The sequence below is a fragment of the Dickeya sp. Secpp 1600 genome (genome assembly GCF_003049805.1).
Lineage (GTDB): Bacteria > Pseudomonadota > Gammaproteobacteria > Enterobacterales > Enterobacteriaceae > Dickeya > Dickeya fangzhongdai.
Map to the genome: position 1 here is coordinate 2,083,773 of NZ_CP023484.1, position 23,798 is coordinate 2,107,570.

Genomic DNA, 23,798 nt, shown 5'->3' on the forward strand with positions numbered 1-23,798 from the left:
GGCAGGGATGCCCGCTCGCCGCTTGCGCGCACATTTTTCAGCCATTGGCCTTGAAAAAATCGTGCGCGGATCTATATGAAAAGGTGAAAGCAAGACACTGTCGTTGCCTTGCGGTTTGCACTTTTGAATGTGTGTAACGATATATTCAGGAGGTTAACCATGGCATTCAAACCCATGTCTTTATTTCCGGCAATCACCGACTCGCTGTTCTCTGACCGCTTCAACCGCATCGATCGGTTGTTCAGCCAATTGACCGGCGATACGCCGCTCACTGCGGCGCCATCCTACGACATCCGCCGGCTTGACGATACGCACTACGGCATCACGGTTAGCGTGCCCGGCTGGCGTGAAGAGGAACTGGAGATCAGCACGCATGGCGGTCAGCTCACCATCAGTGGGAAACACAAGGAAGCGATGCCGGAAGCACAGCAGGAGCAGGAGGGCTGGCTCTATCGCGGCATTAGCCACACTGATTTCAGCATCAGTTATTCATTGCCGGAGCATGTTAATGTAGAAAGCGCGCATCTGGAAAATGGCCTGCTGACCGTCACGTTAAAGCAGGATATTCCGGAAAATGAAAAGCCGAAAAAAATTGCCATTGAAAACCGTAACCAGGCGGGGGTTCAGGCACTGGAACATGAACATTAATTTTTATTATTCCTTCTTGTGATTTCTTCGCCCCGATTTTTATCGGGGCTTTTTTATAAGTAATATTTAAGAGTGTTTGCCTAATATTGCCGGAATCGTTGCAGGTTGTCCGTCGTTGTATATAAATGTTTATTTTCTTTGGTTTTATGGTGATAGTTTCTCTGGGGTAATGGTTGGGAGTATTCTGATACCGATATGGGTGAGGTCGGATAAGCTCTTATTATCAGAGTTGTATGGCTGTGCGATATCAGTAGAAATCATTAAGTCAGTAACAGGTAATAAATGTGTATTAAAACTCACAGGTGAAAATTCTGATTCTAGGATATGGCGCTTTGTGAGGGTTTATTAATCTTAACTTACTTAGAATACTTAGAAGGGTGCTCTTATGAAATATGTATATGGTGGGGTTTTGTGTGTGATGTCGATTCTCATTTTTTCAGGTGTGGCTGAGGCTAAAGACGAAAATCTATATGATGGCAATACTTATGTGATTAACGAAAGTGGTTATTGTGCTGTTGTTCACCGTAAAGACGGTGGTAATCTCAGTGGTGATTTCAAGGGCGGTGAAAGTTTACCGCGCATTTATATTAAAGATGATAGTGGTGAGACCGTGATGGGAAAACACCCTGTTTATGTCGATGTTGATTTTTATGTGCCTGACAGTAAAGATGGCAAGATTGGCAATAACCCTTGTAGGGGGGATTTCTATATGAAAGGGAAAAAACACCTGAAGTTAGATCGCCCTATGGTAGCAATAACGAGTACTGTACAGTACTAACAGGCATTGATAATGCCGAAAAATCAAAATGACACCGGGTGCTTGCGTAGCGGTTGGTTGTGTTTTTGGCGGTTTTTACAACTTTTATTTTTTGAAGTAATAACTATGGCACGGGCTAAGGTAACCATGATTCAGGCATGGCAGAGGTTGCTAATACTTATAATCACTTGACTTACTGTGTACAAATACACTGGTGATTGTATGGATATTTATAGGCTGGATTATCAACCTGTTAAGAATAACAAGTTGCATATTTATATGGGCCTGGTTTGCATGGTGTTGGACCAAAATCCTGTCCCGTAATACTTTATATTGATTTTTATAAATCTGATGTCTGATAAAAGGAATTAAAATGATGTGCTTTGTCATGGTTCTTTAGAGAATCACTTTAACAACATCAGAGGTGAATTATGAAGTATGCTGAAAAATTTTATTGTGCGATAGCCTTGCTTCTCATGTCATCGGGGGCGGTCGTGGCAGAAAATAAAGAAGTTTTTTCTAAAAATACGCACTTAGGAAATATAAGTGGGTATTGCGTCGCTATTTCCAGGATGGATAATAAAGATTTTAGCGATAATAAGTCAACGTATTACATTCCAAACGATACTTACGAGGGCACTATCGCCGCGACTACCACCGTTCCCCGGCCGATAAAACTCCATGTCGTTTTTTATAACAGTTCGAAAAATGACACGGTACAGCAATGTGCTGGCAGCGAACACAGGAAAAAAGATAAACATTTTTATTATCAATTTGACGTGATAACCACGAACGATGTGTCGTGATGGTTTATTCACTGTATTCCCCGGCAGTTGTCGCTCACTGCTTTTCGTGGGGGTGGGGACGGGAAACAGATACCTGTGATTCGGATCGAAAATTTGCACCACCGTTATGGTGACACGGTGATCTTGCGTGCGCTTTCATTACATATCCGGCACGGAGAAACCTGCGCTATTCTCGGCCGCTCCGGCAGCGGCAAAAGTACGTTGCTCAATGTGCTGGGGCTGCTGGAGCCGCTACAGCAGGGCAGCTATCACCTGGATGGCGAGGATATCCGGCAGTGTTCCGCCAGTTTGCGGGCCCGGTTGCGTAATCAAAAACTGGGGTTTGTGTTCCAGCATTTTCATTTGCTGACCAGCCATAACGTGCTGGATAACGTGGCGTTGCCGCTATTGTATCGGAATGTCCCGGTTGTGCAGGCCCGCCGCCGCGCCGCCGGGGTTCTGGGCGAATTGGGCATGTATTCGTATCGTCTGCAACGCCCGGCAACCCTGTCCGGCGGGCAGCGCCAGCGGGTCGCATTGGCCCGGGCGCTGGTGGGCGAGCCGGCCGTGTTGCTGGCTGATGAACCGACCGGCAATCTGGATGCTGAAACCGCGCAGGAAATCCTCAACCTGTTGCTGGACATCAACCGCCAGCGGGCGTTAACCATCGTCATGGTGACCCATGACGAACGATTGGCGCAGCGGCTGCAGCGGCGTTGCCGCATGCATGACGGTACGCTGGTCGGGGAGTGAACACGCCATGAATGTTATGCAACAGTGGCTTGAAGCCTGCCGCAATCTGATCGCGTTCCATCAGCGCGCGTCGCTGGCGATGCTGGGCATCGGCGTTGGCAGTGCGCTGGTGGTGGCGCTGTTGCTGCTGGGCAAAAGCGCCCAGCAGATGGCGTTGAGCGCGTTTGACAATCTGGGCGGCGATATCATCGTGGTTGAAATCGGCGTAAAGGAGGACAACTCGTCGCAGTCGGCAGTGCCGCTGCCGGTTAATCTGGATTTTTCCGCGCTGGCCCGCGTCCATCGCGGCATTCGGCGCGTCGTCCCGCTGGCTCGCTGGAATATCAGGCTGCCGCAAAAGAATGATGACGACGGCATCCCGTTGGTGGTGATCGGCTCTACGCCTGATCTGATGCCGTTGCTGGGGCTGACGCTGACGCGGGGGCGGGCGTTTTCCCGTTACGACGGCCGCAGCACCTATAGCATTGTCAGCGCGGAGCTGGCGTCTCGTCTGGCGGGTGCCTCATCGACGCACGCGCTTCAGCTCGGCCGTTACGCCTTCGATGTTATCGGTATCCTGAAACCGGCGACGGTGTCGATTGGCGGTCAGACTATCGACCATGTGGCGCTGGTGCCGATAGAGACGATCACGCGGATTTCTCCTTTTGCGAGTACGGACCTGCTGTACATCCAGGTGACGTCGACCGCGCTCCTGACGCCGGTTGTCAATGCAATCCGCCCCTGGCTTGAGCAGATGCTGCCGACGCGGACGATCCAGATTCAGATTCAACAGCAGCTTATCGACAGCATGGCGAAGCAGAATGCGACCTTCCGCTACCTGCTGGCTGCGCTGGCCGCCGTCGCGCTGCTGATGGGAGGCATTGGCGTAATGAATGTCATGGTGATGAGCGTGTCGACGCGGCGGCATGAAATCGGCCTGCGCCAGGCCATCGGCGCTCGTTCGCTGGATATCGGCGTCTTGTTTTTGCTGGAAGCGGCGCTGCTTTCGCTGCCCGGCGCAGTGCTGGGCAGCGTGGCGGGTGCGCTGCTTGCCTGGGGTTATACCCGTTACGTCGACTGGCCGCTGATGGCCGACCCGTGGGTGTTTCCGCTGGCTATCGGCAGTGCGTTGATGCTGGCGGTATTTTTTGGTCTGAAGCCTTCTCTCACGGCTGCCCGTTTATCCCCTGCGGAGGCGTTGCGTGAACATTAAATCGTCACATGCCGTCGCTTTTTTATCGTTACTGATGTCGCCCTGGCTGTCGGCGGCGAATGTCCCGATGGCCGAATCGCCGTTAGCGCGCGAAACGGTGCCGCTCACGCTGGCCGATGCGGTCGCGCTGGGCGTACGCAACAGCAACACGCTAAAAAGCGTCGCGCTAACCCGGCTGATGGATAAGTTTGATCTGGTGGTTGCCGAAGACGGTTTCCGGCCGCATCTGGTGTTGAACAGTGAGTATCGCCGCAATATGGGCGAGCAATTGCCCGGACAGGAAAGCCATTCCGGCCTGTCCACCAGCCTGCTGACGCCATTGGGGACGCAGCTTGAGGCGGACTGGAACGAGGACTATTCCGGCTTGACCTCGTCCGGAAGCACCCGAAGCCGGGGCAACACGATCACTGTCGTGCAGCCGTTGCTAAAAGGCGCCGGCGTCGAATTTAATACCGCGCCGGTGCGTCTGGCCCGGCTTGATGAGCGCATTGGTCACCTGAATCAGCAAAAGCAGATCGCCGATACCATTACCCGGATTATCCAGGCTTACTACGGATTGCTGGAAGCGCAGCAAGGGGTGAGGCTGGCGCAAGAATCTCTGCAACGCGCCGGCGCGCAGCGCGACGTGATGCTGGCGTTGATCGCCAGCGGCAGACAGGCCGCACTCGACAGACTGCAGAGCGATACCGATATCTCCTCGCAGCAGTTAAGTCTGGAACAGCAAGAAAATGCCCTGACCGAGCGCCGTCTGGCGCTGTGCGGCTTATTGGGCATCGATACCCGCACCCAACTGAGCGCCAGCGATCGCATCGAAATACGCCCGATCGCCCTGAAAACGCCGCAGGCGATAGCGATGGCGATGAAAAATCAACCTGACTATCTGATTCAGCAGCTCACGGCGGATAAACAGCAAATCTACCTGATGCAGGCGAAAAACCAGCGCCTGTGGGGGGTGGATCTGGTCGCCGGGGCCGGGCGGGTCAACACCCGGGCGGCGGATATTCAGAATGATAGCCGCTGGCAGCGCTATGTCGGCCTGAACGTCTCTATCCCGTTGAACGACCTGCAAGCCCGTCAGGAAGAACAGCGCGCCTGGGTGGCGGGGAAAATTCAGCTATTACAGATGGCGGACGTGCGTCAGCAACTGGAGGAAACGGTCACGCAGCAGGTCAACGCGCTTAACAGCAACTGGCAGCAGTTTCTGATTGCCGACCGCCTGACGCGGCTGTCGGAAAAAACGCTGCAGGCGGAGCAGGCCAAACTGCTGGCAGGACGTTCATCAAACTTTCAGGTGCTGAGTTATCAGGGCAGTCTGCGTGCGGCGCAAAACGCGCGCGTGTCCGCGCAGATCGCCTATCTCAACACACGTGCTGAGCTGGATCGCGTGCTGGGCGCCACCCTTGATCACTGGGGAATACAACAGCATGATCGGTAATGTTCTGAACGGTGGTGTTCGCTGGCGGCGGCTGGTCTTGTTCGGCGGGGTGACGGTAACGCTGGTTGCGGCGGTGCTTTTATTCCGGCCGCCTGCAAAGGAGGCGGCGGCCGAAACCAACTGGCGCGCCGTCGCGCCGTCGCCGGTGGAGAACCACATTACGCTGCTGGCGCACGTGCAGGCGGCGCAGCAGTATCTGATAAACGCCCCTTTTGAGAGTGACATCAGCCAGTTGAACGTTCAGGAAGGGCAGCAGGTGCATAAAGGCGATGCCTTGCTGACGCTGGATACCACGCCGTTGCAACTCGCGTATCGCGATGCGCAGGCGCAGTTTCTCAAGGCACGCCAGTCGCTGCGGAATCTACGCTATTGGGAAAACAGCAGTGAAGTCATGTCGGCCCGGCGGGCATTACTCATGGCGGAAATGAGCGAACGAGACGCGTCCAGCCAGTTGAGTGCGGCGGAGCCGCTGTATCAGCAGGGGATCATCGCACGTTCGGAGCGCGACAGCCTGCTTCAGCAGGTGGCCAGCCGGCGGCTGGAGTTGCAGGCGGCGCGTCAGGCGCTGACGGCCGCTCAGGTGCCGGGAAACGAGGAGAATCAGGCGATGGCCGAACTGGAACTGAATAACGCCGAACAGAAATTACAGCAAATCCGCGATCAGCAGGCCCGCAGCGAGGTGTATGCTCCCAGCGACGGCTATGCGGTGCGCATACAAAACGGCGACAAGGAGAAGGTCGCCTTTCCCCGCTTAGGGCAGCGGGTCAGCGCGGGGGAAGCGCTATTCATTCTGGCGAGCGTAACGCGCTTTGAAGCACGGACCAAAGCGGACGAAGCCGACATCGAACACCTGCGGCCGGGCATGCCGGCGGTCCTCACCAGCGAAGCGCTGCCGGGCCAGTTGCTGGCCGGCAGGTTACGGGCGGTCAGCCCACAGGCCAACTATATCGAAGGGCAGCCGGGCGCCACCTATGATGTTGTCTTCGATCTCGACTGCTGCCGCGCCGGGCAGGCTGTGCCGCGGTTCGGCATGTCCGCGCTGCTGAAAATCACCACCTTTTCCGACCCTAATGGCATGGTTCTGTTGCCGGATGAGGTCGGCCAGAATGAACAGGGGAAGACCGAGGTCTATTATCGTCGCACGCCCCAGGCGCCCGAAGAAGTACGGCAAATTGACGTCGTCGGGCCGTTGCCGCAGGGCATTCTGGTAACAGGGCTGGAGCCCGGCGAGGTCAGAAAGTGGGACTGTTGCCACCCCGTCGCGAACTGAGTGTATCGGCCCGACCGTATTAATGGGCCGAGGCTGACTAAACGGCAGGAAAGCGTAGTCACCATGAGGATTTAACACGGTATACCGTAGAACCTGTAAAACGCTGAAATATGGAATTTAACGGCAAGAGGCAGCAGGGGAAAACATGATGAAAGCTCACTCACTGGGGGGCAGTGGTTGAGTTTTTCATAAAATAACGCCACCTGTTCAGTTCTGAGTTTTCCGTGGCGATTCAGAAACTGTCCCCAAAGCGGCATATTCCGGTAGCGGTCAGTAACGGGTTTGGATGATGAGATATATTGCGGAGGGAATAACCGCCTGTAAGCATTGATATTGTATAACCATGACAGCCCACAGACATTTTCAGCTTCAGGGTGAGTATCACGTACCAGACGGAAAAGTTTACGCAACTCTTCGTGTCTTATTTGGTACTGGCTATCGTCCAGCGGTGATTCACTTTCGTTCTGACGATTTTCAAAGTGAATTCTGACTGTATTTCCGGGCTCATATGCGTATGAGAAACAACCTGAATTCGCGACTATATCCGGGGGCAATATTTCAGGCCTTGACTGCCAGACTGTTAAGGTATGTTCTGCATTCCTGATCGTATCGGTTTGCAAGCCGCTGACATATTTCATCCAGTCCGGATTATCCGTATCAAAATCCCGCCCCAATCCCAGCCGGATATAAATATTTGTGTAATCCATGATGGCGTTACTGAGTGGTATACCTTTCGCTGATGCCACGTAAGCTGCGAAATGCAGCTGTATTTCGAAAAATTCCTGGTTGATTAACATGCTGTTTCTCCCAACAGGGTGGCGATAGTCATCATTCTTACCCCCTGATGGCGTGGAGCCGTTCAGCCAGCGCGTTGATAATGATGCCGATACTTTTTCTGCTCTGAGAAAATAGGCCAGATGACGCCAGAATCTGAGCCATCGTGCAATAGCCGTTTCCCCAACGCCATAGACTTTACCAAGATCCTTTTTACTGGCGAAAGCGCGAAGATATTCCGGTACGCGGCCAGCCTGATTTCTGGTGTGATTTTTGCCAATAAATATAAGTGCACCTCGTTGTTGGACGATTATCCAACTAATGGGGTGCACTCAGGAAAACATGGTTGTTTGCCAACAGCGTCACAAGACGGTATACCGGCATTACTCGTGCAGCAGCACCTGGGTGTTGTATTCCCACAGCCGGTTGAAATGGATGTCGTCCAGATCCCGCTGCGGGCTGATATTGCCCTTGAACGGCCGGTCGGTGGTGGCCGCTGCGCCCCACGGGTTGGCGAGGTCGTAGCTGCTATCAATGGTGCTGTCGCGGATCACCAACTGGCCGTTGGCGGTTTTGCCCGGCAAGTAACCGGTCTGTTTCGCCCCCTGATCCCAGGCGCGGCCCAGTTTGGCTTTCAGCGCGCCGCGATAGCCGCTGTCCCCGGTCAACTGGCTGTTGATCACCAAAAAGCCGTATTTCACCGACGGAATACTGTCCGGCGCGAACACATAGGCTTCTTTCGAACCACGGCTGGACACGGTATGGAAACGCACTCCGTCAAACACGGCGGTGGCGCGGCCGAACACGTAATCGACATCCCCTTCGATGTAGCTGTCCTTGATGTAGGCGCGGCTGTAATGGTCGGTGACGTAGCTGTTTTTGCGGTCGCTGGTATTGACGAAAAAGGTGTCCTGACGGCTGAGCAGGCGGACATTTTCCAACTGCACCCGATCGCCGTCGGTACGCAGCGCGACGGCCTGATGGGTGCCGTTGTCAACTGTGTCCAGCAGCGCGTTGACCACCGTCAGGTTTTTCAACTGAAAACCGTCGCTCTGCGACCACATTACCGCCGAGCAGGTGGTGTTGATGGTCGCGCCCGCCTTTGAGGCGCAGGCGTCGTACATATACCAGGCCGGGTCCGTCGGTTGATACTGGTTGTGCGGATTGACGCGGGCGCGATAATCGGCCGGCGACATCATTGAATCCAGCGCCAGCGAAACCACGACCTGATCTGGTTGATTGCCGGCGCCGAACAGCGTTAACGGCGGCGCGCCTTCCGGGATGTATACCGTGCCGGTGTAGGTGCCCGGCAGCAGTTTGATGTACACACGTTCTTTGCCCGGATGCTGGCGTAGCGCCGCGTTCACCGCCTGCTGGATGCTGGTATGGGTGACGCCCGCCACGCCGGCGCGGGGGCCGACCACATAGGCGGCAGTGATGCGAGAGGTGTCAATCGGCGTTGGCGTCCAGCCATCCGCCACCGGTCTGGCGTATTCGCCGCCGTGGGCGAAATAGTGTTGCGGGGTAAAACGCCCGGCTTCTTGCGCCGACAGCACCGGACGGCTGGCAGTACCGGGAAACACCGGCTGGAAACGCGCCGGATTCGGCGTCTGGCTGGCGCAGGCGGCCAGGATCAGTGACATGGACACCGCGGCGGCCAGCCCGGAATAGTGTGTCAGACTCACAGCATACTCCTTTCAGGTTGAGGTCATGTTGTTGTATTCATGAACGTTAGGCTGTGGCAGCCTACTCAACCCGGTACGAAAAAACGCGAAGCGGGATCATAATTTCTGAAAAATAAACCTGCGTTTCATTTTTGTCTGCGGACAGCCGCGACGAAATAGGGCGCAATTCTGATTTTTAGCGGCGTTTCTGTTAGATATAAGAGCGTTCCGTCGGAGATTGACGACGGAAAGGGCGGACGTGACAGACGCGCCGGATGGCAAACCGATAACTGAACATCATAAAACATGGCATTACTGATAAAAGCGGCGCTGGGCGCTATCGTAGTCGTACTGATCGGCCTGCTGGCCAAAACCCGTAATTATTATATTGCCGGGCTGGTGCCGCTGTTCCCAACGTTTGCGCTGATAGCGCATTACATCGTGGGGGCGGAGCGCGGCATGGAAGCGCTGCGCGCCACCATTCTGTTTGGCATCTGGGCGGTGATCCCTTATCTGGTGTACTTGATTTCGCTCTATTACTTTACCGGCGTGATGCGTCTGCCGCCGGCGCTGGCACTGGCGGTGGCGTGCTGGAGCCTGTCGGCGGCGGTACTGGTGAAAGTCTGGAGCAGTTATTACGCAGGATAGGTCTTACTACGCAGGATAGGTCTTACTATGCAGGATAGGCGTTACTGTGCCGGATAGCATCGGATAGGCGTTAACGGCGCGTCGCTGGCGGGAAAAACGCCCGACGCAGCGAGCGCCGGACGTGCGATGTTACAGGTCGTCCTTGGTGATGCCCTTGGTCGCCGGTGCGGCGGTCGGGCCGGCGCTGACGCTGTTTTCGGCGTTGTATACCAGGTAGATGTTCTTCTGGCTGTCGATGCCGTTGTCGAACACTAGCGTGATGTTGTTTTTGTCGAATCTGGCGGTTACCCGCGAGTTAGGCGTGTTCATGAAGGTATTGACGTCGCTGGCGGATAACGGCGCCGTCATGCCGTATTTGCTCTTCAGCCCTTCCACTACGCTGGGCACGTCGGCCAGCGTTATCGAAATAGCCAGACGGTTGAACTTGTCATTGTTGAAACTGAAGATCGCCTGCGTTTTTTTGTCGGCGAAGCTAAAGTCCGGGCAGATATACACCGTCTGCCCCATAATCATTTCCGGGCCGCGCAGTGAACAGTTGGCCTGCTGCCGAATGGCGGCGGCGGAGGCGCCGAATTTCAGGTTTTTGTAGCCATCGGCGGCGGATACCGTCAGCGACAGCAGCGACAGGGCAAGCGCCAGCAAGGGGGTATGTGGCCTGTTCATGAGATCCCTCGTGATTGTATGTTGCTATGGGAGTGGGCCTTGCGCCTGACGGGGGACAGGAACCGTATGGGCTTGGCGGTAATAATTTGTCTATCTTACGTCGACTGTCGGATTCTCAGAACGATTTATTTGCTATGGCTAAATGCCGCTCGGAAGCTTAGAAACGATCCCAGGGAACCAGCAGCAGTACCAGTTCAATCACGATCACTATAATCAGTAGGACAATCAGCTTTTTACGCCATAACCAGTCATCGAACCGCATTCTTTTTCCCGCGTTATATCCGGTTTATCCACTTACTCTAGCGGGTTTTCCCGGCGGATACGACCGCCAGCGCAATGGCGGTGATAACCCCTGAACCGCGCATTAGCGGATTCGGCGTAAATCGGATGGCGATGACGAGGTTTGATTAGCTTTTTTTTCGCTAACCTTATGCGATTTACGCGCTTTGGTAAGCCTGCCCCCCGGTGCAATATTCGGATTTTTATCATTCCAGGGGAAGTAAAACACAATGCGTAAATTGGCATTTTCAGCATGGGCGGCGGCTATCATGCTGTCGCTGGGCGTCGGCGGCCAGGCCGCGGCGGAGACGACAGCCAGCGCGGGCGGCAATCTGATCATCGGCATCACCAGCGGCGACCCGCTGGTGATGAATCCGCTGTATGCCAGCGACCGAACCACACTGACTATTATGCAGGCGCTGTATTCGCCGCTGTACAGTTATAACGACGGCAAGGTGGAGTGGGGGTTGGCGCAAAGCCTGACGCCATCAGCCGACAACCTGTCCTATACGCTAAAACTAAAACCCGGCCTTAAGTGGCAGGATGGGCAGCCGATCACGGCCGATGATGTGGTGTTCACTTTCAATAAGCTGCTGGATGAGCAGCAACATAGCTTTTTCCGCAGTATGTTTGTGTATAACAATCAGCCGGTGGCGGTCAGCAAGGTGGACGATCTGACGGTGAAATTCACGTTACCGCAGGTCAGCGCCGCTTTTGTCGGTTCGCTGGTGCAGATTTACCCCATCCCTCAGCATATTTTTGCCACAGAAGCGGATTTGTCGAAGAGCGCCAAAAACGATGCGCCGGTCGGTTCCGGCCCGTTCAAATTCGGCGAATACCGCTCCGGTCAGTACTATGCGCTGAGCCGCTTTGATGATTACTGGAACGGCAAGCCGAAGCTGGAGGCGGTGACGTATCGCTTCGCCAGAGATGCCAACGCCGCCAGGCTGGCGATGCAGAACGGCGAAATCAATCTTAAGCTGATCGACCCGCAGGATGTCAGGCAGCTCAAGGCCACCGGTCGCTTTGACTTCATTATTTATCCGGAAGGCCGTCTGGCTTACATGGTGTTCAATCAGAACGTCGACAGTATGAAGAACAAGGCGCTGCGTCAGGCGATCGCCTATGCCATCAACAAGGATGAACTGGTGCAGACCGCCTTTACCTCGCTGGATTATGCCAAACCCGCCAATTCGATCCTGACGCCGGATACGCTCTACCAGACCGGGGATGTCGAAGCATACCCCTACAACCTCGATAAGGCCAAAGCCTTGTTCGGCGAGTCAGGTCAGCCACAAGGGCTGAAGCTGCGTCTGGCGTATATCAACGCCAATAAGACTCAGGAGAGCATGGGGCTGTATATCCAGCAGAAACTCAAAGATATCGGCATTGATGTGGAGTTGCTGCCGCTGGACGCCAACGCCATGTCGCAAAAAGGGCGCGACAAGAACAACACCGCTTATGAGCTGAGTCTGGGCGGTTACATCATGGGCGCCGAGCCGGACGGCTACAAGTCGCTGTTTATGAGTAACGAGGATTACAACTACGCCCACTACAAGAACCCGGCGTTTGACGCGCTGTGGGACAAAGGCGCGATTGAAACCGATACGGCGCGGCGTGCGGCGATCTACCAGAATATCCAGCAGATGGTGGCGAGCGAGATGGTCTGGTACCCCATCGCCTACACCAACGCGGTGGTGGCGGTAGACAAACGCTTTGGCGGCACGCAGGAGGCGGAACCGAAACCGGTCTACCTGTTCCAGGATTTGTCGAAAATCTATCAGAAATAATCCCCCCCGGCCGCTCGCAGCGTGGCGGGCGGCCGTCGGCAACCCGTGCGGAAGGCTCATGGATAACACAGTTCATGGATAACATAGTGGCGCGTCGGCTTGTGCAACTGCTGCCGATGCTATTTTTTATTTCACTGGTGTCGTTTTTGCTGGTGAAGCTGGCGCCGGGCGACCCGGTGCAGGCGTATATCACGCCGCGTATGAGCCAGGATGACATCGAGCGGGTGCGTCATAGTCTCGGATTAGACCGGCCGCTGGCGATACAGTACCTGCTGTGGCTGAAAAACGTGGTGCAGGGCGATCTGGGCTATTCGCTGATTTCCCACCGCCCGGTGCTGACCCTGATCGTCGAGCGGCTGCCGGCGACGCTGGGCCTGATGGGCGCGTCGCTGCTGCTGGCGGTGGCGATCGCCATACCGCTGGGGCTGCTGGCGGGCGCGTTTCGCCACCGCTGGCTGGATCATCTGCTCAATCTGTTTGCCTATATCGGTATTTCGGTGCCGATTTTCTGGTTCGGCATCCTGTTGATCATCATTTTTTCGGTCCAGCTTAACTGGCTGCCGAGCATGGGAATGCGCACCATCGGAGCGGCGGATTCCTGGCTCGATGTGGCGCGACACGGCGTGCTGCCGTGCATCGCGTTGACCTTTTACAACCTGTCGCACTATGTGCGTTACATCCGCTCTCACACCATCACCCAGCTCTCCGCCGACTACGTGCAAACGCAGCTGGCGTACGGCGCGACGCGTGCTCACATCCTGTTTCGGCACGTGCTGAAAAACGTGATGTTGCCGGTTATCACCCTGTTCGGCCTGTCGTTTTCCGAGCTGGTGGTGGGCGCCTACGTGACGGAGAGCGTGTTTTCCTGGCCGGGTATGGGATTGCTGGGTATTCAGTCCATCACGTCATTGGATTACCCGTTAATCATGGCGATAGTGATGCTGTCGGCATTGATGCTGGTGATCGGCAATCTGCTGGCGGACGTGCTGTACCGCGTGGCCGATCCGCGCATCAAGGCGATGAGGTAGGGCCGATGGGAAGACGATGGCAACAGGCAAAACAACAGTTGCGCCGCAACCGACCGGCACAGCTGGCGCTGGCGATTCTGGCGGTGTTTGGCGTCACGTCGGCGCTGGTGTGGCTCAGCCCGTGGGACCCGAACGCCATGGCGATTCAGGCGCGGATGCTGCCGCCGGATAGCGCGCACTGGTTCGGCACCGACGAATACGGTCGGGATTATTTTACCCGCGCGCTCTATGGCGGGCAGATTTCACTGATGGTCGGCGTGCTGGCGATGACGTTTTCCACCCTGATCGGCACGCTGGTGGGGACCGTCAGCGGCTACGTCGGCGGCCGTCTGGATACGGTGCTGATGCGGGCGGTGGATATGCTGATGTCGATCCCTGCCTTCTTTTTGCTGCTGGTGCTGAATGCCTATCTTAAACCGGGGGTCGCCAACATCATTTTGATCATCAGCGCGCTGACCTGGATGAACCTGTCGCGGCTGGTGCGGGCGGAAACCCTGTCGCTGAAAGAGCGGGAATATGTGCTGTACGCGCGCGCATCCGGCGAACGGGCGTGGCGTATCATCCTGCGTCATATTATCCCCAATATTCTGCCGACCATTATGGTGGCGGCGACGCTGAATATCGCCTCGGCGATCCTGATGGAATCCACGCTCAGCTTTCTCGGGCTGGGCGTGCAACAGCCCAACGCCTCCTGGGGCAGCATGCTCAACAATGCGCAGGCCTATATTGGCGACGCCACCTGGCTGGCGCTGTTCCCCGGCATGTTGATCCTACTGACGGTGCTCAGTTTCAACGTGCTGGGCGATGTGTTCCGCACCGCTTTTGAGCCGGGGGCGCAACGCGATGAGTGAGGCATTAATGGGTAACGCATTCTTGTCGAATAAAGAGCCACCGAGTGAAGATCTGTTGTCGATTGACAATCTGCGTACCTCCTTTTTCACCCGCGATGGGGAAGTGCAGGCGGTGCGCGGCGTCAGTTTCAGCGTCAAAGCGGGTGAAATCGTCGGTATCGTCGGCGAATCCGGCTGCGGAAAAAGCGTCACCTGCAAATCGGTGATTCAACTGCTGGGCGGCAACGGCCGTATCGTCGGCGGGCAGATCCGCTTTCGCGGCGACGACCTGGCCGGTTATAGCCCCGGGGCGCTACGGCGACTGCGGGGCAACGATATCGCCATGATTTTTCAGGACTCCATGACGGCGCTTAACCCGGTGCTGACGGTTGGACGGCAGATGCGCGACATCCTGATGCGCAATCAGCGGCTCGATAAGAAAACCGCCAGGCTGCGGGCGATCGCCATGCTGCAACAGGTGGGCATCGCTGATGCCGAGCAGCGCTACGATCAGTATCCGCACGAATTCAGCGGCGGTATGCGCCAGCGGGTGATGATCGCCATCGCGCTGTCCTGCCACCCGGCGCTGCTGATTGCCGATGAACCCACCACCGCGCTGGATGTCACTATTCAGGCGCAGATTCTTCGCTTGCTTAAACAGCTGCAACGGCAAACCGGCGCCGCCATCATGCTGATTACCCACGATTTAGGCGTGGTCGCGCAGCTTTGTTCTCGGGTGGTGGTGATGTATGGCGGTCTGGTGATGGAAGAGGGGGACGTGGAAGATATTTTCTACCGACCGGCACACCCTTACACCCGGGGATTGCTGGCGTCGTTGCCGCGGCATGACGACGTGCGCCGGCGGCTGTCGCCGATTGAGGGCGCTCCACCGGGGTTGTTGCATCCGCCGACCGGTTGCCCGTTTGCCGCGCGTTGTCCGCAGCGTATGGCGGTGTGCGACCAGCAGCAGCCGGACCGGCGACAGTGTGGCGATCATCACTGGGTGCAGTGCTGGCTGGCGGATTCCACGGAGGCGCGACATGCAGAGTAACCGACAACCGCTGCTGCGTATCCGTGAACTCAAAAAGCACTACGCCGTGCGGCGGGGCTGGCGCAAACAAGGTCAACCGGTGCGGGCGCTGGATGGCGTCAGTTTTGACATTTGGCCGGGCGAAACCTACGGGCTGGTGGGCGAGTCGGGCTGCGGCAAATCGACCCTCGGACGTAGCCTGCTGCGGCTGGTCGAGATTACCGCCGGGGAGATCCATTTTGACGGCGAGCTTATCAGCGCGTTGCCGGAATCGGCGTTAAAGCCGTTTCGCCGGCGCGTGCAGGCCATTTTTCAGGACCCGTATTCCTCACTCAATCCGGGGATGACGGTGGCGCAACTGATCGCCGAGCCGATGCGAATTCACGGCTATGCGCGGTATGAGCGACAGGCGCGCACACTGGAATTGCTGAATCGGGTGGGGTTGAAGGCGGAACACCTGCATCGTTTTCCCCACGAGTTCAGCGGCGGGCAACGACAACGTATTTGTATTGCCCGGGCGTTGTCGGTGAATCCGCAATTCGTGGTGTGCGATGAACCGCTGTCGGCGCTGGATGTGTCGGTGCAGGCGCAGGTGGTTAATCTGTTGCAGGACTTACAGCAGGAGCGGGGGCTGACGTATCTGTTTATTGCCCATGACCTGTCGATGGTGCGCCATATTTCGGACCGGATTGGGGTGATGTATCAAGGGCGGCTGGTCGAGGAAGCGCCCGCAGAACAGTTGTATCTGCATCCGACACATCCCTACACCCGTATGCTGCTGGCATCAATCCCGATACCGGATCCGCGCGCGGTTACGCCGGATGAGCCGATTGTCGCCGAGTCAGGCGGGTCGGCGGCGGCCGGTTGCCCGTTTTATGCCCGTTGCCTTCAGGCGAGCGAACAGTGCCGCGCCGCTGCGCCGCCGTTACGCGACATTGCCGCAGGGCATCGGGTGGCATGCTGGCATGGCGTGCCGGAACCGGAGGGGCAAGCCATCGGTAATGGTGACTTAAAATAACCGGTTAAAGGTAGTGATAAACTCGCGGCGGCATCAGGCAAAGAGATTGCGGTATGCCGGGCACGGCAGAACATGCGTCGCCCGGCCGTTATCTGTCTGGATTATTTAATTTCGACCAGCGTGCCTTTGCGGCGGGAAGCCGAACCGTCTGGCAGGAAGATATTGGTATAGGCGATGCCGTTGCGGAAATCATCTACATGGACAACATGTTGCCCGGCCCGGCGCGACCAGTAAATCATATAGACGTCATGGCCGATCGGCGTGACGGTAATATCCACTTTTGCCGTATTCTTACCATCCGGAGAGGTGAAAACCATCTCTTTGGCTGAGGTGAAATCCAGACGGAACTTCTGGTCGCCAAAATCGACATTGTAGGATTTACCTACCGCGACAAATTCTGCATCGCTAGCCACCGCAACGGCATGCGGATCTTGAGACGCGGCCATCGTGGTCAGGCTGACGCCAGTCAGGGCTGCCAGCAGCAGCATCTTGCCGGCGAATTTTTTCGATAATGCGTTGAATGTCATTACATATCCTTCATTTTACAGGTGAAAAATCACGACGATGCTTGAATCGGTGCAGAAGGGCGTTTGCCCGTGTTCTCGCCGTTAATCAGGTTTCTGAGATAGACTAAGTATGTTTATAAACCTTATTCAGGTGGGGCGGAAGAACGCACCCGCGTGAGACTTAGTTTACTCGGGGGTACCTATATGGCGGCGACAGAGCAGGAAGAAGTGAAATATGTCTATGATATTTATGAGGATCGTTGTCCTACCCGTATGGTGCTGGAGCGATTGGCGGACAAATGGGCATTGCTGGTGCTGGCACGGCTGGAACAAACGCACACACCTGTTCGGTTTAATGCGCTGAAGCGCGGCATCAAAGGGATTACGCAAAAGATGTTGACCCAGACGTTGCGTAAGCTGGAGCGGGATGGGCTGATTTCGCGTCAGGTGTTCAATACGGTGCCGGTCACGGTCGAGTATGCGTTGACCCCGCTGGGCGATACGCTGACGGAAACGGTCGCTACGCTGGCGCACTGGGCCGAAAAGAACATTGATGCGGTGCTGGCCGCGCAGGCGCAATGGGATACGCGCCAGCAAACGATGTCTGGCGCGGAGGAGTAATACGACGCTAACGGTGCCGTCAGGCGAGGGCGTTGGACGCCGAGTGTACCAAACGTCGCCCAACGACAAGCGAGCGTTACTTGACGGTCACCTTAATAACCGCTTCTTTATCATCAGGCTGAGGTTGTTTTTCCCACGGGCGGGCATAGGACAGGTCGATTTCGCCTGTACCTGCTTTCACCGCCTTGAAGTGAAACATCTCATGGCCGCCGCATCCGACTTTGTCGTGGCAGTCGGCGCCGGGTTTGTAGGTTTTGCCGGTCAGCACGACGATATCCGGCAATTTTTTAATCGCCCAGGTATAACCGGTGCTGGGGTTGGCCGGCAGCGTCACTTCAAACTGCTCGCCGACTTTGGTTTCTTTATGCTGATTATCGACAGCCGTGGCTGCCATGACGCTCAGCGGGAACATCAAACCAACTGCAAAAGCGAATCTTTTCATGAAGTTCTCCAGAGATAATCGTGAATACAGTAAAATACGGCCTGCATATTGGTGATTATGGCCCATGTTTTTGCATGGGCAGGTAGTAATACTCGCCATGATAATCAGCGATATAAGAAGAGGACACTCTGTGTTCAGGCAACGAATATGGCGGGAAAACCACAGAGGGATAATAAATGTGTAGCGACATAGGGTTACCTCAAAAATAAGGTTATTTTATGTTTTATAAAAGATGGCACAAGATGTGAAAATGGCAAATTAATATCACCTAAATATCTTAGCGTGGCGCGTGAATTGTATTGTGACGACATTATTCGTCGTGCAGGGTTATTTTTCGTGATGACTATATAAAGAATAAAAACGGCAGAGATAGAATTATTTAAATTTTATTAATAAACCAATGTGCTGTTGGTGCGGTAAATAATGATCCGCGTAATGAGTAGTATATTGGCGCTGCCGGGGCGTTTATCTGACTCTATCACTTACTCCGCCTGCGGCGTTCGCTGATGAAAACGCACTTTATTGTATGGCGCATTATATTGATTTTTCAGTACACGCTGGGGTGCCTGATTTCTGCCGGCAGGGACGTGCTTAGTATAATGGGCTGCGCTTTAATTATTCCTTCAATGCGCTTTCAATCAGCAGACGAAAAATTCAATCGGCAGATGAAAAATTCGATACCATCCGTTTATTTTTTTCCGGTTATTCGGCTGAAAGAGAGATGAGTTCATTGGTCTGTTATAAGAAACGCCCAGCTGCTGACGGGCGTCTCTCTCTTTGCGTTTACATGCACAGTTGTACGCTTTTCCGGCGTTTCTTCTCTTCGTACATGACTGCATCCGCTTCTCGCATCGCATCATCCGGGGTGACCGTTACCGGATTAACCGCAATCGCCCCGATACTGGCTCCGGCGTAATCGATGCGGCAGGTGTTAAGCTCAAAGCACCCTATCAACCGCGCCGTCAGCCGCGTCTTGAGAGACTGTGAGATGGTCAGCGATTCCGCAAGGGTTGCCGCGCCAAAGCCCGCCACGATAAATTCATCGCCGCCCAGACGCCCAAGCACGTCGCCGGCGCGTATCCCCTGTTGCAGACGTTGACCGACTTCAAACAGGAAGGTATCGCCAACCTTATGCCCGTAATGATCATTAATGTGCTTGAAACCATCCAGATCAACAAACGCAATAATGACGTATCGCCCGGTATAGTGCGCCCGCGAAAAAAGCTGATGTAGCTGATTAAAAATGGAACGACGGTTTGGCAGCCGGGTCAACTCATCGGTATAAGAAACGGTGGTCAGCGCTTCATTCGCTTCCTGCAGTTGCTGCAACAGTTGTTCTTTCTGAATGTACTGCGCGATCAGTTCGGCAAAAAGTTGCAGGATTTGCTGGCTGCGTTCGTTAATCGGTTGATTTTGCGTACTGGCGGCACAGAGCGTACCGTATAGCGAACCATCGTCTAACAGCACGGGCGTACTGACATAGGCTGCGATATCGAGTTCTCGCGCGGCTTGCGAGTCTCCCCAGTGTTCTGGCACGTTGCACATATAGCGTCGTCCTTCATCCAGCGCCCGTTTGCACAACGAATCTCCCCAGGGAACCGACAGCCCTTCAGGAATCTGCATCTTTTTGCTGTTATGCGAGAAGACAACGTGCTGCAGATTACGCTCCGACTCGATGCGCGTAAGATAGGTCGATTCCATATTCGTCACCAGTTCAAGCGTCTGCAGCAACTGTCTGACCAGCCCTTTCAACGTCTTTTCCGTTTCCAGCGAGGCTGAAATGCGCTTAATCAGATTATCCGCCATGAAATCAAATCTCCCCGTTCCTTAAGTTCTCAACCGTACCACATCGGATACACGCTAATGTTTAACAACCGGCGACACAGGTTCTCTTTGTTATGATTGTGAGTCCGTGTTATCCACTACATCACACTTTCTCCGACTGTGCTTTGATGCGGTTTAATCGCAGCCGCGGGTCTATGTGCCTGTAGCAACGGACATCCATGGTAACCAACATTGGCGACCAGAATAGAAGTTTTTTGTGGAAATTTGAGGGGGAAATCTTGCGGTCAACCGCTCCCGATGACCCGTACTCTCGTTAACGCGGCGAACTGTCTCTCTTGTTCATTATTCTGACGGCGCTGATACATGCCGGCACGAGAACGGTTTACAACGGGGGTGTTTTGTTGCTGACTGACTTTTTCGTACCAGAACCGCTGGGCGTGCCTGTCAGTCTGGTTGCTGCTGTCTTTGCCGGGCTGCTTTGGCTGGTGATCCGTGACGCGATGATTTACGCCAACATCATCGGCTGTGATTTAGGACCAAAGCTGACACCCATCGGTAGCCTTGCTACGTTGCTGTGGCTACACGTACTGGCGCAGAAAGAGAACCGTATCAAATGGGGAGATGACTTTCGCGTTGGTGCGGTGATGACATTTCCTGTACTGTTTGTGACGCTGACCGCCCTGGCGCTGCGTCTTTCCCTCTGACTTGCGCGGTGGTACACCGCAGACCCGTTTGAAGAGAAAAGCGATGACAGACATTACCATCTACCATAATCCCGCGTGCGGAACCTCCCGTAATACACTGGCGCTGATTCGTAATTGCGGTGTCGAACCCACCATCATTCACTATCTTGAAACACCCCCGTCGAGAGACGAACTGGTCAGATTAATCTCCGCAATGGGGATCAGCCCCCGGGCGCTATTACGTCAAAATGTAGAGCCTTATGCACAACTGGGGCTGGCCGAAGATAGGTTCAGCGATGAGCAATTGATCTCCTTCATGCTGACGCACCCGATTCTTATCAACCGCCCGATTGTCGTGACGCCGCTTGGCACTCGCTTATGCCGCCCGTCAGAGGTGGTACTGGATATTTTACCCGATGCGCAGCAGGGGGAATTTACCAAAGAGGATGGCGAGATAGTCGTCGATAAATTCGGGAGGCGAGTGGAATAGAATGGAATTGAAAACCTGGAATGTGCAGGAAGTGCGTGAGAAAACTCGTTTGTGCAGCATCGTTTACGCGCTGCTGATAAAGACGCTAAGCATTTACCACATTTCATAAGCCAGTTTTCCCTGTGACTTACAGATGAATGTGCGAAGCTTAATTCAACGTCTGGTATTATCGCCCGGCACATCTATCCAGGACGTTGGTATGCAACCAAAGCGTATTATTATGTTCGCAAATTTCTTTCTGAGGTTTCGCCATGTCCTGGGGCGGTCCATAGCGGTTTTTCTCCCATAATAGAGGATAAAATGTCTAGTAAGATCGGCTTATTATGTTTGTCTTTACTCATACCATTTGCGTCGTATGCAGAAAAAGGGGAGTTTAAATTTTCGGTTGGAACCCAAAATCATATCTTCGATTCGTCGTGCATAAAGTCCATTCATTACGTGAGGCAGGATGAAACGGGGGCGGATAGCTTAGGCATTTATCTTATGGATAGATGTGGCGAGCAATTGGAGGATATTACCGATAAGAACATGGGGAAAAAATTGACTATCTCATATTTGGGTAACGAACTCTCTACGGTGATGATCGTGCAGCGGCTGAAGCGCAACTTCAGAATTAGTACAAAAGATACACCAAGAGTAGTTTTAATGTGGGTTATCGATGACTACAACGTATCCCTTGAGTGATTTGAATATCGCAACAACGGGCCAGAAAGGACAAGTTTAACCTTGCGGCGCCTGATGTAACGTGTAGGTAGTGCCTCACATGCCGGTCAAAGTCCTACAGGCGATACGCGGTAGCCGAAGCATCTTAGGGACGACTCTATGTAAGCCTGAAGTTTTATCGTGAAAAGTCGATAATTATCCTGAAGAGTAGCTATCTGCTTTATGTTGAAATATCAGAGTTGAACAAAAAATGACTATAGTATTCATCCCTGCGCTGGTCGTATTGTTGGAGGCAAAAGAGAAGGAAGCTGGTCGTGAATTGACCCGGCAAGAAATTGAGTCAATACGCGATGATGCTACCGCCGTTCAACTGCCAGAGGAAATTGCAAAGGAGATGGTTAGGGACCGCGGCTATCCTGATATTGACGCAGAATTCGTCTGGGATGAGTGGCTGAAATACAAGAAAAGCATATTCCGATGAAAACAATCGAAGAACTGAGAGCGGAGCTCCTTAAAATTGGTCAGCAACTTGGTGGAGGAGTAAGGCCAAATCATTACTTCATCATCCCTGACAAACCTGATGGTTTCGCTACTCCACATCTGGAAATTCATGGGGAGGAATACCATTTCATCGTCAGTGAAAGAGGCATCGAAAGGGAGCGTAATGTGACCCGTAGTGACGAAGACATCCTTTATTGGTTCACTGACTGTGGTGTACGTGGTATGGCTTCAAGCTATGCGGCTTTGAATAGCTCTCCAGACAGAACGTTCAGAGATGTATATTTCCGAAAACAGTATCATCTAATGCTTTCTATCAAGCCCGAATGGGCTACAAGAAAGCACAAGGAATTTGCAGCGCTCCTCAAGCTATAACGGTTGACGCTTATCTTCATATGCATTTTATTATTAATGTTTATTAATCGCTTTTTGACCAGTGACCTGCTCCCCGTTGATTAATACACGCAATGTCAATAATCCCTCGGCGATGAGAGGAATTGCAAAGTTTCGCTTCTCGCTCATTGCTGCCCTTCAATCTTACTGGAGCGATATGAGCTTCCACGGACATTAACTTTCTCGCCAGTCAGTCTCTCAACAATCTCAATTGCGTCTGGATCACCATGCCAAGCCATGCAATTTAAACAATCACCGCCACAGTCAAAATTCAGAGTTTCTGGTGTTTTGCTCATCGGTTGGCCGCAAGTCTGGCAATTGTTTACTTTCACTGGAATGACATCCTGTTTAGGTTTTCAGTTCTATGTTGCCTAACATAACACGGTTAATACCGTTCTTCGCTCAATGCAGTCTGTCAGATTTGATTGTGTTCTGTCCGCGAAAATTGTCAGTTTAAGTCTGAGTTAATGCAGTTTAATGCTTCGCCAATTAACTTACGAAAAGATTCTGTTTTGTCGGGTTCTCCGGTGCCAAATACGCAACTCACCGCTAGCGCTGCATCTTCCGCCAGTTTTTTCTGATTCAGCTTGTTGCCCCACTTATAAACACCACCACTTTTACCTTCAAGTGCCTTTGCCAAACCCGCGATAAGAAGTAATGCGGTATCACGATTGGCGAATTCACCCCAATTTTCTGGTAATGGTGTGTCTTTTTTGGGATCGGAAAAGCCATACCAGGGTGAATCATCAGAAAGTAATTGGTTAGCCCACGGCCAAATCTCGGTAGCCAGGAAGGTGGCATCATGAATTTCCGTGTGTTGATTGATAGTGTCTACGTCAATCTTGGTTGTCCATATGTTGGTGGTGTCGCCCCATGCGTGCGTCGCTGAGGCGCGGATCGGTTTTATTACGCCAAATCTGACCGCCTGAAAAATGGTTTGTAGATAGTTTTCGGTTTCAGCTTCATGGTGGTAATAGGGAACGGAGTCAGGCAGGAAGTCATCAACGCAGTAAGAGACAGGCGCATCTTCGTTACCTTGCGATGCCATAACGCTAGCAACCTGTTGTGCTGTGACCTCGATCAGTCCCCGCATGTGTCTGGGTATTTTCAGCATATTCCCTCGGCTAGAGTGTCGAATGCAAAGGCCCGTGGT

The 23,798-nt window shown here is 53.9% G+C and carries 25 protein-coding genes and 1 pseudogene; 19 read left to right on the forward strand and 7 right to left on the reverse strand.

Features of this window, described 5'->3' with window-relative positions:
- Positions 1-159 precede the first annotated feature (159 nt).
- From CPA59_RS09385 to CPA59_RS09415, 7 genes are all read left to right on the forward strand, one after another.
- Positions 160-648 carry an Hsp20 family protein gene (locus CPA59_RS09385; RefSeq protein ID WP_049854349.1) on the forward strand — a complete coding sequence of 163 codons (489 nt, stop codon included), beginning with the start codon at positions 160-162 and terminating at the stop codon, positions 646-648.
- 385 nt (positions 649-1,033) lie between these two features.
- Positions 1,034-1,426 (forward strand): hypothetical protein, encoded by a 393-nt coding sequence (locus tag CPA59_RS09390; RefSeq protein WP_049854350.1) that lies wholly within the window; start codon positions 1,034-1,036, stop codon positions 1,424-1,426.
- Positions 1,427-1,836: 410 nt separating this feature from the next.
- A complete protein-coding gene (locus CPA59_RS09395; protein ID WP_049854351.1) occupies positions 1,837-2,211 on the forward strand; it encodes a hypothetical protein in 375 nt (124 codons plus the stop codon).
- A 75-nt stretch (positions 2,212-2,286) separates the two neighbouring features.
- The gene (locus tag CPA59_RS09400; RefSeq protein WP_049854352.1) at positions 2,287-2,943 is read left to right on the forward strand and encodes an ABC transporter ATP-binding protein; all 657 of its coding nucleotides are present in this window, start codon (positions 2,287-2,289) and stop codon (positions 2,941-2,943) included.
- Complete coding sequence (locus tag CPA59_RS09405; protein ID WP_255412291.1) at positions 2,873-4,135, forward strand: ABC transporter permease; 1,263 nt, start codon at positions 2,873-2,875, stop codon at positions 4,133-4,135. The genes CPA59_RS09400 and CPA59_RS09405 overlap by 71 nt, the downstream gene beginning before the upstream one ends.
- Positions 4,125-5,570, forward strand: a complete 1,446-nt coding sequence (locus CPA59_RS09410; protein WP_049854354.1) for a TolC family protein — start codon at positions 4,125-4,127, stop codon at positions 5,568-5,570. The genes CPA59_RS09405 and CPA59_RS09410 overlap by 11 nt, the downstream gene beginning before the upstream one ends.
- Complete coding sequence (locus tag CPA59_RS09415) at positions 5,560-6,840, forward strand: HlyD family secretion protein (RefSeq protein ID WP_107759158.1); 1,281 nt, start codon at positions 5,560-5,562, stop codon at positions 6,838-6,840. The genes CPA59_RS09410 and CPA59_RS09415 overlap by 11 nt, the downstream gene beginning before the upstream one ends.
- A gap of 71 nt (positions 6,841-6,911) precedes the next feature.
- On the opposite strand, the gene CPA59_RS09420 is transcribed toward CPA59_RS09415, so the two are convergent.
- Positions 6,912-7,946, reverse strand: coding sequence for a hypothetical protein (locus CPA59_RS09420; RefSeq protein WP_159077934.1), 1,035 nt, complete (start codon positions 7,944-7,946; stop codon positions 6,912-6,914).
- A 51-nt stretch (positions 7,947-7,997) separates the two neighbouring features.
- Positions 7,998-9,299, reverse strand: a complete 1,302-nt coding sequence (gene pemB, locus CPA59_RS09425; RefSeq protein WP_107759159.1) for a pectinesterase PemB — start codon at positions 9,297-9,299, stop codon at positions 7,998-8,000.
- Positions 9,300-9,584: 285 nt separating this feature from the next.
- Here pemB and CPA59_RS09430 point away from each other — a divergent pair, with 285 nt between their 5' ends.
- Positions 9,585-9,926, forward strand: coding sequence for a GlpM family protein (locus CPA59_RS09430; RefSeq protein WP_038659628.1), 342 nt, complete (start codon positions 9,585-9,587; stop codon positions 9,924-9,926).
- A 129-nt stretch (positions 9,927-10,055) separates the two neighbouring features.
- Here the strand turns inward: CPA59_RS09430 and CPA59_RS09435 are convergent, their stop codons facing one another.
- Positions 10,056-10,589, reverse strand: coding sequence for a hypothetical protein (locus CPA59_RS09435; protein WP_038918768.1), 534 nt, complete (start codon positions 10,587-10,589; stop codon positions 10,056-10,058).
- Between the two features lie 509 nt (positions 10,590-11,098).
- On the opposite strand from CPA59_RS09435, the gene CPA59_RS09440 reads away from it, so the two are divergent.
- From CPA59_RS09440 to CPA59_RS09460, 5 genes are all read left to right on the forward strand, one after another.
- Complete coding sequence (locus CPA59_RS09440) at positions 11,099-12,658, forward strand: ABC transporter substrate-binding protein (RefSeq protein ID WP_107759160.1); 1,560 nt, start codon at positions 11,099-11,101, stop codon at positions 12,656-12,658.
- 74 nt (positions 12,659-12,732) lie between these two features.
- Entirely contained in the window at positions 12,733-13,686 is a 954-nt protein-coding gene (locus CPA59_RS09445) for an ABC transporter permease (RefSeq protein ID WP_038918772.1), read from the forward strand.
- 5 nt (positions 13,687-13,691) lie between these two features.
- Positions 13,692-14,537 carry an ABC transporter permease gene (locus tag CPA59_RS09450; RefSeq protein WP_107759161.1) on the forward strand — a complete coding sequence of 282 codons (846 nt, stop codon included), beginning with the start codon at positions 13,692-13,694 and terminating at the stop codon, positions 14,535-14,537.
- 7 nt (positions 14,538-14,544) lie between these two features.
- Positions 14,545-15,567: an ABC transporter ATP-binding protein gene (locus tag CPA59_RS09455; RefSeq protein WP_255412292.1), complete on the forward strand. Its 1,023-nt coding sequence runs from the start codon at positions 14,545-14,547 to the stop codon at positions 15,565-15,567.
- Positions 15,557-16,564: an ABC transporter ATP-binding protein gene (locus tag CPA59_RS09460; protein WP_107759162.1), complete on the forward strand. Its 1,008-nt coding sequence runs from the start codon at positions 15,557-15,559 to the stop codon at positions 16,562-16,564. The genes CPA59_RS09455 and CPA59_RS09460 overlap by 11 nt, the downstream gene beginning before the upstream one ends.
- 101 nt (positions 16,565-16,665) lie before the next feature.
- Here the strand turns inward: CPA59_RS09460 and CPA59_RS09465 are convergent, their stop codons facing one another.
- Entirely contained in the window at positions 16,666-17,091 is a 426-nt protein-coding gene (locus tag CPA59_RS09465) for a hypothetical protein (protein ID WP_198677302.1), read from the reverse strand.
- Between the two features lie 183 nt (positions 17,092-17,274).
- Between CPA59_RS09465 and CPA59_RS09470 the strand changes: the two genes are divergently transcribed.
- On the forward strand, positions 17,275-17,691 hold the full coding sequence (locus tag CPA59_RS09470; protein ID WP_197724543.1) for a helix-turn-helix domain-containing protein: 417 nt from the start codon (positions 17,275-17,277) through the stop codon (positions 17,689-17,691).
- Positions 17,692-17,767: 76 nt separating this feature from the next.
- On the opposite strand, the gene CPA59_RS09475 is transcribed toward CPA59_RS09470, so the two are convergent.
- Both CPA59_RS09475 and CPA59_RS09480 read right to left on the reverse strand, forming a co-directional pair.
- Positions 17,768-18,133: a protease inhibitor I42 family protein gene (locus tag CPA59_RS09475; RefSeq protein ID WP_038918774.1), complete on the reverse strand. Its 366-nt coding sequence runs from the start codon at positions 18,131-18,133 to the stop codon at positions 17,768-17,770.
- Positions 18,134-18,916: 783 nt separating this feature from the next.
- Positions 18,917-19,939: a sensor domain-containing diguanylate cyclase gene (locus tag CPA59_RS09480; protein ID WP_100849405.1), complete on the reverse strand. Its 1,023-nt coding sequence runs from the start codon at positions 19,937-19,939 to the stop codon at positions 18,917-18,919.
- Between the two features lie 371 nt (positions 19,940-20,310).
- Here CPA59_RS09480 and CPA59_RS09485 point away from each other — a divergent pair.
- From CPA59_RS09485 to CPA59_RS09505, 5 genes and pseudogenes are all read left to right on the forward strand, one after another.
- Positions 20,311-20,622: pseudogene (locus tag CPA59_RS09485) on the forward strand (ArsB/NhaD family transporter); the annotation flags it as partial.
- A 43-nt stretch (positions 20,623-20,665) separates the two neighbouring features.
- Positions 20,666-21,091, forward strand: coding sequence for a glutaredoxin-dependent arsenate reductase (gene arsC / locus CPA59_RS09490; RefSeq protein WP_107759163.1), 426 nt, complete (start codon positions 20,666-20,668; stop codon positions 21,089-21,091).
- A 300-nt stretch (positions 21,092-21,391) separates the two neighbouring features.
- Positions 21,392-21,775, forward strand: a complete 384-nt coding sequence (locus CPA59_RS09495; protein ID WP_049854361.1) for a hypothetical protein — start codon at positions 21,392-21,394, stop codon at positions 21,773-21,775.
- A gap of 229 nt (positions 21,776-22,004) precedes the next feature.
- Positions 22,005-22,235, forward strand: a complete 231-nt coding sequence (locus CPA59_RS09500) for a hypothetical protein (protein WP_038659597.1) — start codon at positions 22,005-22,007, stop codon at positions 22,233-22,235.
- On the forward strand, positions 22,232-22,627 hold the full coding sequence (locus CPA59_RS09505) for an Imm63 family immunity protein (RefSeq protein WP_049854362.1): 396 nt from the start codon (positions 22,232-22,234) through the stop codon (positions 22,625-22,627). The genes CPA59_RS09500 and CPA59_RS09505 overlap by 4 nt, the downstream gene beginning before the upstream one ends.
- A gap of 466 nt (positions 22,628-23,093) precedes the next feature.
- Here CPA59_RS09505 and CPA59_RS09510 read toward each other — a convergent pair whose 3' ends face one another.
- Complete coding sequence (locus CPA59_RS09510) at positions 23,094-23,693, reverse strand: hypothetical protein (RefSeq protein ID WP_255412293.1); 600 nt, start codon at positions 23,691-23,693, stop codon at positions 23,094-23,096.
- Between the last annotated feature and the right edge of the window lie 105 nt (positions 23,694-23,798).

Bases quoted from the DNA above. Each gene is read 5' to 3' on its own strand.
- CPA59_RS09385 (WP_049854349.1), top strand. From the start codon at position 160: ATGGCATTCAAACCCATGTCTTTATTTCCGGCAATCACCGACTCGCTG.
- CPA59_RS09390 (WP_049854350.1), top strand. From the start codon at position 1,034: ATGAAATATGTATATGGTGGGGTTTTGTGTGTGATGTCGATTCTCATT.
- CPA59_RS09395 (WP_049854351.1), top strand. From the start codon at position 1,837: ATGAAGTATGCTGAAAAATTTTATTGTGCGATAGCCTTGCTTCTCATG.
- CPA59_RS09405 (WP_255412291.1), top strand. From the start codon at position 2,873: ATGACGAACGATTGGCGCAGCGGCTGCAGCGGCGTTGCCGCATGCATG.
- CPA59_RS09415 (WP_107759158.1), top strand. From the start codon at position 5,560: ATGATCGGTAATGTTCTGAACGGTGGTGTTCGCTGGCGGCGGCTGGTC.
- CPA59_RS09430 (WP_038659628.1), top strand. From the start codon at position 9,585: ATGGCATTACTGATAAAAGCGGCGCTGGGCGCTATCGTAGTCGTACTG.
- CPA59_RS09435 (WP_038918768.1), bottom strand. From the start codon at position 10,589: ATGAACAGGCCACATACCCCCTTGCTGGCGCTTGCCCTGTCGCTGCTG.
- CPA59_RS09440 (WP_107759160.1), top strand. From the start codon at position 11,099: ATGCGTAAATTGGCATTTTCAGCATGGGCGGCGGCTATCATGCTGTCG.
- CPA59_RS09445 (WP_038918772.1), top strand. From the start codon at position 12,733: ATGGATAACATAGTGGCGCGTCGGCTTGTGCAACTGCTGCCGATGCTA.
- CPA59_RS09450 (WP_107759161.1), top strand. From the start codon at position 13,692: ATGGGAAGACGATGGCAACAGGCAAAACAACAGTTGCGCCGCAACCGA.
- CPA59_RS09455 (WP_255412292.1), top strand. From the start codon at position 14,545: ATGGGTAACGCATTCTTGTCGAATAAAGAGCCACCGAGTGAAGATCTG.
- CPA59_RS09460 (WP_107759162.1), top strand. From the start codon at position 15,557: ATGCAGAGTAACCGACAACCGCTGCTGCGTATCCGTGAACTCAAAAAG.
- CPA59_RS09465 (WP_198677302.1), bottom strand. From the start codon at position 17,091: ATGACATTCAACGCATTATCGAAAAAATTCGCCGGCAAGATGCTGCTG.
- CPA59_RS09470 (WP_197724543.1), top strand. From the start codon at position 17,275: ATGGCGGCGACAGAGCAGGAAGAAGTGAAATATGTCTATGATATTTAT.
- CPA59_RS09475 (WP_038918774.1), bottom strand. From the start codon at position 18,133: ATGAAAAGATTCGCTTTTGCAGTTGGTTTGATGTTCCCGCTGAGCGTC.
- CPA59_RS09480 (WP_100849405.1), bottom strand. From the start codon at position 19,939: ATGGCGGATAATCTGATTAAGCGCATTTCAGCCTCGCTGGAAACGGAA.
- arsC (WP_107759163.1), top strand. From the start codon at position 20,666: ATGACAGACATTACCATCTACCATAATCCCGCGTGCGGAACCTCCCGT.
- CPA59_RS09495 (WP_049854361.1), top strand. From the start codon at position 21,392: ATGTCTAGTAAGATCGGCTTATTATGTTTGTCTTTACTCATACCATTT.
- CPA59_RS09500 (WP_038659597.1), top strand. From the start codon at position 22,005: ATGACTATAGTATTCATCCCTGCGCTGGTCGTATTGTTGGAGGCAAAA.
- CPA59_RS09505 (WP_049854362.1), top strand. From the start codon at position 22,232: ATGAAAACAATCGAAGAACTGAGAGCGGAGCTCCTTAAAATTGGTCAG.
- CPA59_RS09510 (WP_255412293.1), bottom strand. From the start codon at position 23,693: ATGGCATCGCAAGGTAACGAAGATGCGCCTGTCTCTTACTGCGTTGAT.